Annotated in this window: 14 protein-coding genes and 1 riboswitch; of the genes, 5 read left to right on the forward strand and 9 right to left on the reverse strand. The window is 75.4% G+C overall.

Translation table 11 applies throughout. The annotated features are described in order from the left end of the window. The first annotated feature begins 68 nt into the window (after positions 1-68). Entirely contained in the window at positions 69-1,616 is a 1,548-nt protein-coding gene (locus tag CFP66_RS07965) for an MFS transporter (protein WP_094921831.1), read from the forward strand. A 7-nt stretch (positions 1,617-1,623) separates the two neighbouring features. Here CFP66_RS07965 and CFP66_RS07970 read toward each other — a convergent pair whose 3' ends face one another. The 3 genes from CFP66_RS07970 to thiO form a co-directional block, all read right to left on the reverse strand. Continuing rightward, on the reverse strand, positions 1,624-2,391 hold the full coding sequence (locus tag CFP66_RS07970) for a thiazole synthase (protein WP_094921833.1): 768 nt from the start codon (positions 2,389-2,391) through the stop codon (positions 1,624-1,626). Further along, a complete protein-coding gene (gene thiS / locus CFP66_RS07975; protein WP_094921834.1) occupies positions 2,388-2,588 on the reverse strand; it encodes a sulfur carrier protein ThiS in 201 nt (66 codons plus the stop codon). Before thiS ends, CFP66_RS07970 begins: the two co-directional genes overlap by 4 nt. Positions 2,589-2,591: 3 nt before the next feature. Further along, on the reverse strand, positions 2,592-3,722 hold the full coding sequence (thiO, locus tag CFP66_RS07980; RefSeq protein WP_369804997.1) for a glycine oxidase ThiO: 1,131 nt from the start codon (positions 3,720-3,722) through the stop codon (positions 2,592-2,594). Continuing rightward, a riboswitch (TPP riboswitch) is annotated at positions 3,712-3,821 on the reverse strand. Its footprint overlaps the gene before it by 11 nt. A gap of 91 nt (positions 3,822-3,912) precedes the next feature. On the opposite strand from thiO, the gene thiE reads away from it, so the two are divergent. Further along, positions 3,913-4,581, forward strand: coding sequence for a thiamine phosphate synthase (thiE, locus tag CFP66_RS07985; protein ID WP_094921836.1), 669 nt, complete (start codon positions 3,913-3,915; stop codon positions 4,579-4,581). 299 nt (positions 4,582-4,880) lie between these two features. Then, positions 4,881-6,203 carry a hypothetical protein gene (locus CFP66_RS07990; protein ID WP_198961310.1) on the forward strand — a complete coding sequence of 441 codons (1,323 nt, stop codon included), beginning with the start codon at positions 4,881-4,883 and terminating at the stop codon, positions 6,201-6,203. On the opposite strand, the gene CFP66_RS07995 is transcribed toward CFP66_RS07990, so the two are convergent. Together CFP66_RS07995 and CFP66_RS08000 are read right to left on the reverse strand one after the other, a co-directional pair. Next, a complete protein-coding gene (locus CFP66_RS07995; RefSeq protein WP_094921838.1) occupies positions 6,175-6,618 on the reverse strand; it encodes a hypothetical protein in 444 nt (147 codons plus the stop codon). The genes CFP66_RS07990 and CFP66_RS07995 overlap by 29 nt on opposite strands. Continuing rightward, complete coding sequence (locus CFP66_RS08000) at positions 6,618-7,847, reverse strand: molybdopterin-dependent oxidoreductase (protein ID WP_233159236.1); 1,230 nt, start codon at positions 7,845-7,847, stop codon at positions 6,618-6,620. Before CFP66_RS08000 ends, CFP66_RS07995 begins: the two co-directional genes overlap by 1 nt. A gap of 93 nt (positions 7,848-7,940) precedes the next feature. On the opposite strand from CFP66_RS08000, the gene CFP66_RS08005 reads away from it, so the two are divergent. Together CFP66_RS08005 and CFP66_RS08010 are read left to right on the forward strand one after the other, a co-directional pair. Continuing rightward, positions 7,941-8,624, forward strand: coding sequence for a response regulator transcription factor (locus CFP66_RS08005; RefSeq protein WP_094921840.1), 684 nt, complete (start codon positions 7,941-7,943; stop codon positions 8,622-8,624). A 13-nt stretch (positions 8,625-8,637) separates the two neighbouring features. After that, entirely contained in the window at positions 8,638-9,654 is a 1,017-nt protein-coding gene (locus CFP66_RS08010) for a sensor histidine kinase KdpD (protein WP_094921841.1), read from the forward strand. Between the two features lie 221 nt (positions 9,655-9,875). Here the strand turns inward: CFP66_RS08010 and CFP66_RS08015 are convergent, their stop codons facing one another. The 4 genes from CFP66_RS08015 to CFP66_RS08030 all read right to left on the reverse strand — a co-directional run bounded on the left by CFP66_RS08015 (position 9,876) and on the right by CFP66_RS08030 (position 13,198). Continuing rightward, the gene (locus tag CFP66_RS08015) at positions 9,876-10,469 is read right to left on the reverse strand and encodes a class I SAM-dependent methyltransferase (RefSeq protein WP_198961311.1); all 594 of its coding nucleotides are present in this window, start codon (positions 10,467-10,469) and stop codon (positions 9,876-9,878) included. A 251-nt stretch (positions 10,470-10,720) separates the two neighbouring features. Then, positions 10,721-11,410: a DUF2064 domain-containing protein gene (locus CFP66_RS08020; RefSeq protein WP_094921844.1), complete on the reverse strand. Its 690-nt coding sequence runs from the start codon at positions 11,408-11,410 to the stop codon at positions 10,721-10,723. After that, positions 11,407-12,096, reverse strand: a complete 690-nt coding sequence (locus tag CFP66_RS08025) for a glycosyltransferase family 2 protein (RefSeq protein ID WP_255413829.1) — start codon at positions 12,094-12,096, stop codon at positions 11,407-11,409. The genes CFP66_RS08020 and CFP66_RS08025 overlap by 4 nt, the downstream gene beginning before the upstream one ends. A gap of 46 nt (positions 12,097-12,142) precedes the next feature. Further along, positions 12,143-13,198, reverse strand: a complete 1,056-nt coding sequence (locus CFP66_RS08030; protein ID WP_094921846.1) for an NAD(P)-dependent oxidoreductase — start codon at positions 13,196-13,198, stop codon at positions 12,143-12,145. Between the last annotated feature and the right edge of the window lie 77 nt (positions 13,199-13,275).

Here is a 13,275-nt window from a genome sequence, read left to right on the forward strand (position 1 = left end):
TCGTCCTGAGGGCCGGGTCACACCGCTTTCAGTTGTATGGTGCAACCATTCAAATGTATGCTTGTGCGATGCAATTGACTGCCCGGGAAGGTGCCGCCGAGAACCCGGCACAGCACCGCGGGACCGTGCTCGACGAGCCCGTCCGCAGCCGCCGCGAGATCCTCACGGCGCTGAGCGGCCTGCTGCTCGCGATGTTCGTCGCGATCCTGTCCAGCACGATCGTCGCCAACGCGCTACCCACGATCATCGCCGACCTGCACGGCTCGCAGACCGGTTACACCTGGGTGGTCACCGCGACCCTGCTCACCACCACCGCCACCACGCCGATCTGGGGCAAGCTCTCGGACCTGTTCAGCAAGAAGCTGCTGGTCCAGATCGCGATCGTCATCTTCATCCTCGGGTCGGTCGGCGCCGGGCTCGCCGGTTCGATGGGCACGCTGATCGGCTGGCGTGCCGTTCAGGGCATCGGCGCGGGCGGCCTGCAGGCGCTGGCCCAGGTCGTGATCGCCGCGCTCATCCCGCCGCGCGAACGCGGCCGCTACTCCGGCTACCTGGGCTCGGTGCTGGCCGCGGCCACCGTCTCCGGCCCGCTCGCCGGCGGCCTGCTCGTCAGTACGCCCGCCCTGGGCTGGCGGTGGTGCTTCTTCGTGGGGGTGCCGGTCGGGCTGGTCGCGCTGGCCGTGCTGCAGCGCACCCTGCACGTGCCGACGGTCCGGCGCGAGGTGCACCTCGACTACGCCGGTGCCGCGCTGATCTCGGGCGGGGTGTCCGTACTGCTCGTGTGGGTGTCGCTCGCCGGCGAACAGTTCGCGTGGAGCTCGCCGATGTCCCTCGGACTGGCCGCGCTCGGCGCTCTGACGCTCGCCGCGGCCGTGCTCGTGGAGCGGCGGGCGGTCGAGCCGGTGGTGCCGCTGTGGCTGTTCCGCGAGCGCACCGTCCTGCTGTCCGTCGTCGCCAGCCTCGTGGTCGGGATCGTGATGTTCGGCGGTTCGGTGTTCCTCGGGCAGTACTTCCAGATCGCCCGCTCGTACGACCCCACCACGGCCGGCCTGCTCACGCTGCCGCTGATCGGTGGACTGCTCGTCGCCTCGACCGGGTCCGGCCAGCTGATCAGCCGGTTCGGACGCTGGAAGCCCTACCTGCTCACCGGTGCCGTCATGATCACGGCCGGCCTGGCGCTGATGTCGACGGTCGACCACACCACACCCATCCCGCGGGTCGGCGCCTTCCTCGTGGTGCTCGGCCTCGGGCTCGGCATGACCATGCAGAACCTCGTGCTGGCCGTGCAGAACACCGTGGACGTCGGCGACGTGGGTGCCGCCAGCTCGCTGGTGGCGTTCCTGCGCTCGCTCGGCGGGACCGTCGGCGTCACGGTCCTCGGCGTGGTGCTCAGCACCCGGGTGTCGGACATGCTGGGCGGCGGGGCGGGCGCCGGCACCGGGCTCTCCGACCTCGCCGCGCTCCCGCCGGTGCAGGCCGAGGCGGTGCGGGCCGCATACGGCGACGCGGTCGGCACGGTCTTCGGGATCTCCGCGGTGGCGTCGTTGCTGACGCTGGCGGCGGTGTTCCTGATCAAGGAGGTCCCACTCCGCACGACGGTCGCCCGAAAGGCCTGATGCAGGGTCAGGGTTCCACGTCCGGCGAGGAGGCCTGGGCCCAGTAGCGGCGGGGGATCCTGCCCGCTTCCCTCGCCGCCCGGCCCGCCTCCACGCCCAGGCGCATGGCGTGGGCCATCCGCTCCGGGTCGCCCGCCCGCGTGACCGCCGTGGCCAGCAGCACGGCGTCGCAGCCCAGCTCCATCGCCTGTGCCGCTTCGGACGCCGTGCCGATGCCGGCGTCCAGCACGACCGGCACCCCGGCCCGCTCCACGATCATCTCGATGTTGTGCGGGTTGCGGATGCCCAGCCCGGTGCCGATCGGCGAGCCCAGCGGCATGACGGCCGCGCAGCCGACGCCTTCGAGCTTGCGCGCGAGCACCGGGTCGTCGTTGGTGTAGGGCAGCACCGTGAACCCGTCGTCCACCAGCTGCTCGGCCGCGTCCAGCAGCTCGATGGGGTCGGGCAGCAGCGTGCGCTCGTCGGCCACGACCTCGAGCTTGACCAGATCGGTCTCCAGCGCCTCCCGCGCGAGCCGCGCGGTGAGCACGGCCTCGGCGGCGGTGCGGCAGCCCGCCGTGTTGGGCAGCACCTCGATGCCGAGGCGGCGTAGCAGGTCGAGCACACCGGTGCCGGTGACGGCGTCGACGCGGCGCATCGCGACGGTGGTGAGCGCGGTGCCCGACGCCACCAACGCGCGCTCCAGGACCTCCAGGTTCGCGGCCCCGCCGGTACCCATGATCAGCCGCGACGCGATCTTGCGGTCTCCGATCAGCAGCGTGTCGTCCACGGTCATCCTCCTTGCACCGCCGTCAGCACCTCGATGCGCGCGCCGTCCGCGAGCGCCGCCGACGGCCACTCCGCGCGCGGCACGACCTCGCCGTCCACCGCGACCGCCACCCCGTTCTGCGGGGCGCCGAGCGCGACGAGCGCATCGCGCACGCGGGCGCCGTCCGCCAGCTCGCGCTGCTCTCCATTGATCCACACCTGCACGTGCTACCTCCTGGCGTACGAGAACCGGGCGGGGTCCGCGGCGCGCACCGGATCGGGGACGGGCTCGCCGCGCAGGATCGCCGCGACGGCATCGGCGGTGACGGGGGCCAGCAGCATCCCGTTGCGGTGGTGGCCGGTGGCGACGAGCAGGCCCTCCGGACCGAGCGCGCCCACCAGCGGCAGGTTGTCCGGGCTGCCGGGTCGCAGGCCCGCCGCGCTCTCCACGAGCGCGTACTCCGCGATGCCGGGCAGGATCCGCTCGGCGTCGCGCAGCAGGTCGCGCACCCCGCCGACGGTGACCTCGGTGTCGAAACCCAGCTCCGCCTGGGTGGCGCCGAGGACGAGCCCGCCGTCGTCGCGGGGGACGGCGTAGACCGGGCGGCCGTCCACGAGCGCGCGGACCGTGCGTCGCGGCGGCGGGAACGCGCCCGCGCGGTGCGCGATCCGCAGGATCTCGCCCTTCACCGGGCGCACCAGGCCGTCCAGCGTCGGATGCAGGGCCGCCGAGTGGGCACCCGCCGCGACGAGGACCACCTCCGCCGCGACGTCGCCGTCGTCCGTGCGCACGCCGGTGACCCGCGAGCCGTCGTCGAGGACGGCGCGCACGGCGCGCTCCACGAGCGTGACCCCGGCGCGCTCCGCGGCGGCGCGCAGGGCGGCCAGCAACACGCGGTTGTCCACCGCGAGGTCGTCGGGGACCGACAGCCCGCCGCGCACGTCCGGGCCGAGGGCGGGCTCCAGGCGGCGCAGCTCCCGGCCGGACAGCCGCTCGACGTCGCGGCCGAGCCGGCCCAGGTACGCGGCCAGCGCGTCCAGCTCGGCGCGGTCACCGGAGCCGGTGGCCGCCACCACGGTGCCCTCGGTGCGCAACCCGGCCGCCCGGCCGGCGGCCGCGGTGAGCTCCTCGGCGAAACCCGGCCACCGCTGCACCGACGCCACGCCGAGCTCGAGCAGCTCCTCCTCGCCCGGCCACGCCTCCGTGACGGGCGCGAGCATGCCCCCGGCCACCCAGGACGCCCCGGACGCGGGCGCCGGGTCGAGCACCGTGACCGTGACACCCGCCTCGGCGGCGCGCCACGCACAGGACAGGCCGACCACGCCGGCACCGACCACCGTCAACGAGTTCGTCATCATCTCCGCTCCCTGCGCCGGCATGACCCGGATCAGGTTCGACGGTCGGGATCTGGTCCGATCCCCTCTCAGCCCGCCGTACGGGCTCCCGTGCGTCACCTGCCATCCAGCCTACGCCCTGTCTGTTGGCCTCCGCTCCGCTCCGGCGGCACTGCCTCCCTCGATCTCGAGGCGGCGCGTAGCGTCATCGGGCGTGCCTGCCCTCGACGGCGCCACCGTGCGCAAGCGCCTGGACGACGCCCGCCTCTACCTCTGCACCGGCGCCCGCCGCCGCACCGGCGACCTCGCCGCGTTCGCCGACGCCGCCCTCGCAGGCGGCGTCGACATCGTCCAGCTCCGCGACAAGGGCCCGGACGGCCCCCTGGAGGCGCGCGAGGAGCTGGCCGCGCTCGAGGTGCTCGCCGAGGCGTGCGCCCGGCACGGGGCCCTGCTCGCGGTGAACGACCGCGCCGACGTCGCCCTCGCCGCCGGCGCCGACGTCCTGCACCTCGGTCAGGACGACCTGCCGGTGCGGTGGGCCCGGGAGGTCGTCGGCGACGACGTCGTCATCGGGCGCTCGTCGCACAGCCCCGACGAGACCGCCACGGCCGCCGGCGAACCCGGCGTCGACTACTTCTGCGTCGGCCCCTGCTGGCCGACCCCCACGAAGCCCGGCCGCCCGGCCCCCGGCCTGGACCTGGTGCGCACGGTCGCCGGCCGGGCACCGTCGCGTCCGTGGTTCGCGATCGGCGGCATCGACCACGACCGGCTCGACGAGGTGCTCGCCGCCGGTGCCGAGCGGATCGTCGTGGTGCGGGCGATCACCGAGGCCGAGGACCCCCGCGCGGCGGCGGAGAGGTTCGCGGCGAAGCTGCGGGCGTGAGGCTCCGACCGGCCCCTGCTCTGCGGCGTCCGCACACCCTTCGGCTCCCGCCCCGGCACGCGCTGATCGTTCTGCCGGTGAGTGGAGCCGGATGGGCGAGGCGGATCCGCCGCGAGGGCGTTCGGCCGTGGACGGCGCCGGGCCGCGCCCGTCGAGATGGCAGTGAGCGTTGCTCTGCCCGGGTCGAACGGCGCTGAGCGAAATCTCGAACTGCCCTGTCCCGGGCCCGCACGCCCGTGAGCAGGACCGTCCGCGAGCCGTAAGGATCAGGCGCCCGGGTGCGCCGCTACCGTCCTCCCGTGCCGATCACCGAGCGCCGGTCCCGTGCGGCGGCCGACCTGGTCGCGGTGGGCCTCGCGGCGCTGGTCGTGGTGGCCGCGGCCCTGGTGGGTCAGGGGCTGCTGGCCGCAGGCGTCGACATCTTCCTGCCCTTCCCACCGCTGCTGGCCGGGTGGCTGCCGCACGTGGGGCCGGGCACGCCGGCCGCGGTGGCCGTCGCGGTGCTGGTCGTGGTGCAAGGGCCGGTGCTGGCGCAGCGCCTGCGGTGGGGGCCGCTGCTCGCGGCGGGCTACGCGGGCGCGCTCGCGTGGACGGTGTCGCTCGCGCTCGTGGACGGCTGGCAGCGCGGGGTGGTCGAGCGGCTCTCCAGCAGCCAGGAGTACCTGCACGACGTGCCCCGGGTGACCGACGTCGGCGCGATGCTGCGCACGTTCAGCGACCACATCCTCACCGACGCCCCCGGCTTCTGGACGACGCACGTGGGGGCGCACCCGCCTGGTGCGTTCCTGACGTTCGTGTGGCTGGACCGGCTCGGGCTCGGGGGCGGCGGGCCCGCCGGGTTGTTCGTGATGCTGGTCGGCGCGTCGGCTCCGATCGCGGTGGCGGTGGCGGTGGCGGCCTTCGACGCCGAGGACGTGGCGCGGCGGGCGTTGCCGTTCGGTGTGCTGCTGCCGGGCGCGGTGTGGGTGGGGGTCTCCGCGGACGGGATGTTCGCCGGGGTGCTCGCGTGGGGTGTCGCGTTGCTCGCGGTCGGCGCCACCCGCTGCGGACGCCGGGCCGACCTGACCGCGCTCGCCGGCGGGGTGCTGCTCGGCTGGTGCCTGTACCTGTCCTACGGCCTCGTGCTGGGCGGGTTGCTCGCGCTGGCGGTGCTCGCGCTCACCCGCAGCCTGCGGGCCGGCCTGCTCGCCACGGCCGGGGTGCTCGCGGTGGTCGCCGCGTTCACCGTGAGCGGCTTCTGGTGGTTCACGGGGTTCGACCGCGTGCAGGTCATCTACGCCGCGAGCATCGCGTCCACCCGGCCCTACGGCTACTTCGTCTGGGCCAACCTCGCCGCGGTGCTGCTCGCCCTCGGTCCCGCGGTCGTCGCGGGCGTCCGGCGCGCCGTCGCACGGTCGCAGGCGCTCCCGGTGGCCGTCGTGGTGCTGGCGGGCGCCGGGCTGGCCGCGATCCTGCTGGCCGACGCGTCCGGGATGAGCAAGGCCGAGGTCGAGCGGATCTGGCTGCCGTTCGCGGTCTGGCTGGTGCTCCCGTGCGCACTGCTCCCCGCCGCCCGCTACTGGCTCGCCGCGCAGGCCGTGCTGGCGCTGACGGTCAACCACCTGCTGCTGACCGTGTGGTGAGCAGCCGCATCCCGTAGACCAGTGCGGACACCCCGAAGAGGGCGGCCACGAGCACGAGCCAGCGGCCCAGGTAGGGCGTCTGGTCGAGGCCGGTGGCCGCCAGGTGCGTCGCCCCGCCCTGGCTGATGATCCCGGGCAGGAACACCAGGAACGTCAGCCCCGCGCCCAGCAGCGGCACGCGCACGTGGTTGAGCACGGGCAGGGGGAGGCGGCTCAGCCCACGGTCGACCAGCGCGTAGACCGGGAACAGCACGAAATCGTGCGCGACGGCGGCGCCGACGAACCAGACCAGCATCGTGAGCAGGGCCGGGTCGCCGAGCAGCAGGAACCCCGCGTAGGCCGCCAGCACGACGCAGGCCAGCAGCACCAGCAGGTGGGCGGGTCGTGCACCGTAGAAGTCGGTGAACCGGCGCATCAGGTCTCCCGGAACTCGATGGAGCGCACCCACTTGGTGCAGCGGACACCCGGCAGCGCCGGGACGATGATCCGGGCGGGGAAGCCGTGGTCGGGGCTCAGGTCGGCGCCGTTGACCTGCAGCGCGAGCAGCGCGTCCGGGTCGAGCACCTGCCCGGCGTTCAGCGTGCCCTGTGCGAACGGCCCCACCTCCAGGGACTCGACGAACGCCGAGGCCGGCTGCGGAACGCCCGCGAGCGCGGCGAGGTCCCGCAGCCGCACCCCGGTCCAGGTCTGCAGCGTCGACCAGCCCTCGACGCAGGCGATCGGCAGCCGCGCGGTGTGCTGGGGCAGGCCCGCGAGGTCGGCGCGGGAGAGCGTCACCGGCGCGGCGCCGGGGAGCGTGAGGCGCCAGTCCGCACCGGTCGCGGCGGCGACGATGCCGGCGGCCGCGGCGGTGCGGTTCACCGGGAACGCGTTCGGCCCGTCGCCGTGGTCGCGCCCGCGCGGCAGCAGCAGGGCGGTGTGACGCAGCGGCCCGTCGAGCACCTGCCCGACCGACAGGACGGCCAGCAGCGCCGACCCGCCGCCCACCAGGGCGAGCGCGCCGCGGCGGCTCATCGTCGGCGGTGCGGGGTCGGGCGCCACGAGCCCGTGGGCGTCCGGCGGCTCGGCCACCGTCTCGGCCAGCGGCGTCGCCAGCTCGCGCCGCAGGGAGCGCGAGCGCAGGCTGCGCACCATCGTCCCCAGCTTGAGCGCCACGTGCGCCGCGAACGCCGCCACGAACACCCACGCGCCGATGTAGTGGCCGGTGTAGAAGCTGAAGCCGAACGCGTAGTCGTACTGGATGTTCAGCACCCCGGTGACGATCTCGAACAGGAGGCTGCCCACCAGCAGCAGCAGCGACGCCCGCTCCAGCGCCTGGGCGGGCGAGCGCACCGGCGGCCAGTCGAACAGCTTCGGGATCACCGACCAGAGCTTCGCGAGCACCACCGGGATCAGCACCAGGCCGAGCCCGACGTGCACGCCCTGCGTCAGGCGGAACAGCCAGGACGGCCGGGTGGGCCAGTCGAACGGGGGCAGCTGCAGCAGCCCGACGTCCACCGGAAGGCCCTGTGCGGGCCCGTAGGCGACGCGGTCCAGCAGACCGGTGATGATGAGGATGGGCATACCGACGAGCAGGACGACGGCGAACACCGACGTCAGCCACGGCCCGCGCAGCGGGCTCCGGAAGCGGGGGACTGGTCGCACGCCGGCGACGCTAGATCCGGAGGGGCCGCAGTACGGCTAGCGGTGAGGGTCTCGTAAGACTCGTCCGGGTGGTGGGTCTCTACGCTCGACCGCATGGCCTCCCGCGTGCTCGTGGTGGACGACGACGCCACCGTCCGTGACGTCGTCGGGCGCTACCTCGACGAGGCCGGCTACCAGGTCGACCTCGCCGCCGACGGCCCCACCGGCCTGCGGGCGGCGCGCGAGCGCGGCCCGGACGCCGTGGTGCTCGACCTGATGCTGCCCGGCATGACCGGTCTGGACGTGTGCCGGGAGCTGCGCCGCGACGACGAGCGGCTGCCGATCGTCATGCTCACCGCGCTCGGCGAGGAGGACGACCGGGTACTGGGGCTCGAGCTCGGCGCCGACGACTACGTGACCAAGCCGTTCAGCCCTCGGGAGCTCGTGCTGCGCATCGGCTCCGTGCTGCGCCGTGCCCGCCCGGCCGAGCCCACCGGCTCCGTGCTCGTGGACGGCGCGCTGCGCGTCGACCCGGTGGCCCGGCTCGCCGAGCTCCACGGCACGCCGCTCGCGCTGACCACGCGCGAGTTCGACCTGCTCGCCTACCTGCTGACCCACCCCGGGCGGGCCTACACCCGCGCGGAGCTGCTGGCCGAGGTCTGGGGCTGGGAGTTCGGCGACCAGTCCACGGTGACGGTGCACGTGCGGCGGCTGCGGGAGAAGATCGAGGCGGACCCGACCCGGCCCGTGCGGATCGCGACGATCTGGGGCACCGGCTACCGCTACGACCCCGCATGAACCTGGACCCCGCATGAACGTGCTCGACGAGCTGGCGAAGGCCGCGCCGCTGGCGCTGGTGTTCGTCCTGCCGGTGGCCGCCGTCGGCGGCGTCGTCGTGCAGCGGATGCGCCGCCGTTCGATGGTCGCCACGATGACGGCCCTGGTGCTGGTGCCGCTGGTCGCCGCCCTCGTCGGCGTGATCGCCACCAGCGGGTTCATGTACACGCCGCAGTTGGTGGGCACGGTCGCGGTGGTGGCTGTCGTCGCCGCGGTGACCGTGCCGGCGGGCATGCTGCTTGGCCGCAGCGTGGCGCGGGAGACGCTGTGGCAGCGCGAGGCCCTCGACGCCGAGCGGCGGGCCGAGTCGGCCCGCCGCGAGCTGGTGGCCGGCATCGGGCACGACCTGCGCTCGCCGCTCGCCGGCATCCGCGGAATGACCGACGCCCTGCTCGACGGCGTCGTGCACCGGCCGCCCGAGGTGGAGGAGTACCTGGGGCGGATCCGCAAGGAGACCGTGCGGATGGCGGGGATGGTCGAGGACCTGTTCCAGCTGTCACGGGCCACCTCCGCCGCGTTGCGGCTTCCGGTCGGGCGGGTCGCGCTCGGTGAGGTCGGCTCGGACGCGGTGGCCGCCGGGTCGGCGGTGGCGGCGGCGGCGGGGGTCACGGTCACGGCGGCGGAGCCCGCGTGCTGGCCCACGGTGCTGGGCAGCGACGCCGACCTGGTCCGCGTGCTGCGCAACCTGCTGTCCAACGCGGTCCGGCACACCCCGGCAGGTGGCACGGTGCGGCTCTCGGCCGGTACCCGGGACGACATCGCGTGGCTGCGTGTCCACGACGCCTGCGGCGGCATCCCGGACGCGGATCTCGACCGGGTCTTCGAACCCGGCTACCGCGGCGGCGCGGCGCGCACACCGGACGAGGGCTCGGGCGCCGGGCTGGGCCTGGCCATCGCGAAGGCCTTGATGGAAGCCCAGCAGGGCGGGATCACGGTCGTCAACGTCGCGCCGGGCTGCCGGTTCGAGATCACGCTGCCTCTCGCCCGGTGACGGTGCGGCCGGTCCGGGCGGGCCGATCCCGTCGAAGATCGCGGGATGGGTGCGGAAGCGGCGAGATACCGCCGTCCGTGCACCCATCCGGTGATCAGGCGTCGCGGCACGAGGGCCCGGGCCGGCACCCGCCGAACCCGTGATCGGTGCGAGCAGCACACCGCTGTTGCGCGGACCGCACCCGCGTACGGATCGCAATGATCAGTCGGAGGGGGCGAGCCTCACACCTCCTCGCCGCCGGTGCCCGGCTCCACGTGGAGCTCGGCGAAAGAGCGCGGCCCGGCGGCGGTCGCGCTCATCCGCAGCCCCAGCCCCGCGGCCACCTCGCGGAGCACAGCCGCACCGACCACGGCCCACGGCAGCGGCATCCCGGCTCCGTCGGGGGTGTGCACGCGCGCCGTACCCGACCAGCGCGCACCCGGATCCGGATCGGTCTCGACGAGCAGCGTGCCGCCGGGAGCCAGCAGCGCTGCGGCGCGCCGGAGCAGCCTCGCGGGATCGCCGCCGATCCCGATGTTGCCGTCGGCCAGCAACACGTGCTGCCAACGGCCCGCCGCGGGCAGGGCGCCGAACACGTCGCGCCGCACGACGGCGGCGCCCCGGGCGCGGCACTGCGCCACGGCCGCGGCCGAGGCGTCCACGCCGAGGGCCCGGATCCCCCGCCGGGCCAGCGCCGCCACCAGCCGCCCGGGCCCGCAGCCCAGGTCGAGCACCGGGCCGGTGCAGCGATCGAGCAGCCACGCGTCGTCCCCCGCGGCGTCGCCGCGCCACCGCTGCACCGCGAGGGCGATCTCGGCGCCGTCGCTGCGCAGCATGCGGACGGGGGCGCCGGCGAGGGCGGCGTCGAACGCTGTATCGATTGCCTCCGCTTCGCTTCGGCGTGCTTGCGGGCCCTTGATGACGCCGCCTTGCTCCTCCGGTGCTCGGTCGCTCGTACCTCGCTCCCTGCGCTCCTCCCCCGCAAGACCGCGTCGGCCCGCAAGCGGGGACATCTGGCTCGACCGCACTCCGGCGAACTCGCGGTCCTGATCACGCCCTGCCCTGTGTCCCGGGCCGGTCGCGGCGGTCACACCACGGCTCCGAACGCCCGACAGCGCGCGGTCGCGGCGGCGAAGCGCCCGGCGGGGGCCGTTGCGGCCACGGCGACGGCATCGGCGGCGGTGTCCACGTCGGTCAGCTCGGGCAGCAGGCCGACGCGCAGCCCGCCGTCGCGCAGCGCCGCCACGGTGCGGGCGCCCGTGTCGTCGCGCGAGGTCGGCACGTCCGCGACGAGTGCGGCAGCCCGCGGGTCGCGCAGCCCCAGCCCCCACCACCCGCCGTCCGTGGCCGGGCCGAGCACGGCGTCGATGCCCGGGGCGTGGAGGCGTTCCAGGCACTCGGCGAGCAGCGCGGCCCCGGCCTGCGGGGTGTCCATGCCCAGCTGGAGGGTGGGACGTCCGGGCAGCAGCGCCGCCGTGTCGGCGTGGGCCGCGCAGATGCGGCGACCGAGGCCGTCGCCGCGCTGGGGCAGGACGTGCGTCCGCTGCAGCGCCGCGGCCAGCTCGGTGGCGCGGGCCGCCCGCAGCATCCGGCCGGTCAGCACCACCACCGATGCCGCGCCGGGCACCGCGGCCGCGGCGTCGAGGGTGTCGAGCAGGGCGGCGGCGGCGAGCTCCGCCGCCTGCTCCGGGGTCGCGGGCGGGCACAGGCGGGTCTTGACGCGGCCCGGCTCGGGCGCCTTGGCCAGCACGACCACCGCGGCCGGGGGCCGGGTCACGGCTGCGCCGGCCGCGCGCGCAGGCCCGCACCGCGCAGCAGCCGGGTCATGTCGCGGGCCGCGCGCGCCGTGCCCCGCACCGACCCCGAGACCTTGGAGCGCCCGCCCGCCCGCGGCCGGTACGCGACGTCGAGCTCGTGCAGGCGCCAGCCGCTCGCCCCGGCCCGCAGCAGCAGCTCGAGGGGGTAGCCGAAGGCCCGGTCGGCGACCCCGAGCGCGAGCAGGGCGTCGCGGCGACCCACCCGGATCGGCGCGATGTCGTGCACCGGGACGCCGCGACGGCGCAGCAACGCGGCGATCACCACGTTGCCCGCCCGCGCGTGCCAGGGCCACGCACCGGCCGAGACCGGTACCCGGCGCCCGACGGCCAGGTCGGCCCGTCCGGAGCGCACGGCCTCGGTGAGCGGGGCGAGGGCCGCCGGGTCGAGCGAACCGTCACCGTCGAGGACGGCGACGAGCTCGGCCCGTGCGGCCACCAGGCCGGTGTGGACGGCGGCCCCGTAGCCGCGGCGCGGTTCGCGGACCACGCGGGCACCGTGCGCGGCCGCGACGGCCGCGGTGGCATCGGTGGAGCCGTTGTCGACGACGAGCACCGGCCAGCCCGCCGGGAGCTCGCGCAGCACGGCGGGCAGGGCATCCGCCTCGTCGAGGCACGGCAGGACGATTTCCGGAGGTGAACTGACCACACCCTGATCTTGGGCGGAACGGCGGTCGCCAAACCGCCTGATCGGCTTACCGAACGGTGACGGCCGCCCGCAACGGATCGGTGGCGAACGCCCCGACGCCCTCGCCGAACCCGACCGCGGCGGCGAAGCCCAGCAGCTCGCGCGCCCGGGCGGGATCGGCGACCACGTGCCGCACGTCGCCCGGGCGCGCGCCTCCCACGATCTCGGGCGCCGGCCCGCCCATCCGCTCCGCCAGGGTGCGGGCCAGCTCGCCGACGGTGTGCGGCTCGCCGGAGCAGACGTTCACGGCCGTGAAGCCCTCGCGTTCGGCCGCCAGTGCCAGCGCGTTCACCCGCGCGACGTCGGTGACGTGCACGAAGTCGCGCCGCTGGCACCCGTCCTCGAGCACCCGGGGCGCCTCACCCCGTTCCAGGGCCGAGCGGAAGATCGACGCGACGCCCGCGTACGGGGTGTTGCGGGGCATCCGCGGGCCGTACACGTTGTGGTAGCGCAACGACCACACCTGCCCGCCACTCTGCCGCGCCCACGCGCTCGCCAGGTGCTCCTGCGCCAGCTTCGTGGCCGCATAGGTGCTGCGCGGGTCGAGCGGCGCGTCCTCGCCCACGAGCCCGGGCACCAGGGCGGCACCGCAGCGCGGGCAGCGCGGCTCGAACAACCCCGCCTCGAGGTCGGCCACGGCCCGGGGCAGCGGCCGCACCACACCGTGCTCGGGGCAGTCGTAGCGCCCCTCCCCGTACACGACCATGGAACCGGCGAGCACGAGCCTGCGCACGCCCGCCGCGTACATCGCCGCGAGCAGCACCGCGGTGCCGAGGTCGTTGTGCGCGGCGTAGTCGGGGGCGTCGGACGGGTCCACACCGTGCCCCACCATCGCGGCCTGGTGGCACACGGCGTCCACCCCCGGCAGCAGCCGGGCCAGCAGGTCGGCGTCGCGCACGTCACCGACGACGCCCTCGTGCTCCCCGGGCCACCCGGCGCCGTGGTCGCCGTGCGCCTGCGGCAGGAACGCGTCGAGCAGCAGCACGTCGTGGCCGTCGGCGGCGAGCCGGTCGGCGACGTGCGATCCGACGAACCCGGCCCCACCTGTGATCAACACCCGCATCGGCCGAGGGTAGGCGCGGGCGGCCGGAACGGCGCGCAGACGTTCCCGAGCCGTCACAAGTCCGGCAGCAGCCTCGT

Origin of the sequence: Pseudonocardia sp. MH-G8, assembly GCF_002262885.1 — a bacterium.
In the GTDB taxonomy this organism is placed as follows: domain Bacteria; phylum Actinomycetota; class Actinomycetes; order Mycobacteriales; family Pseudonocardiaceae; genus Pseudonocardia.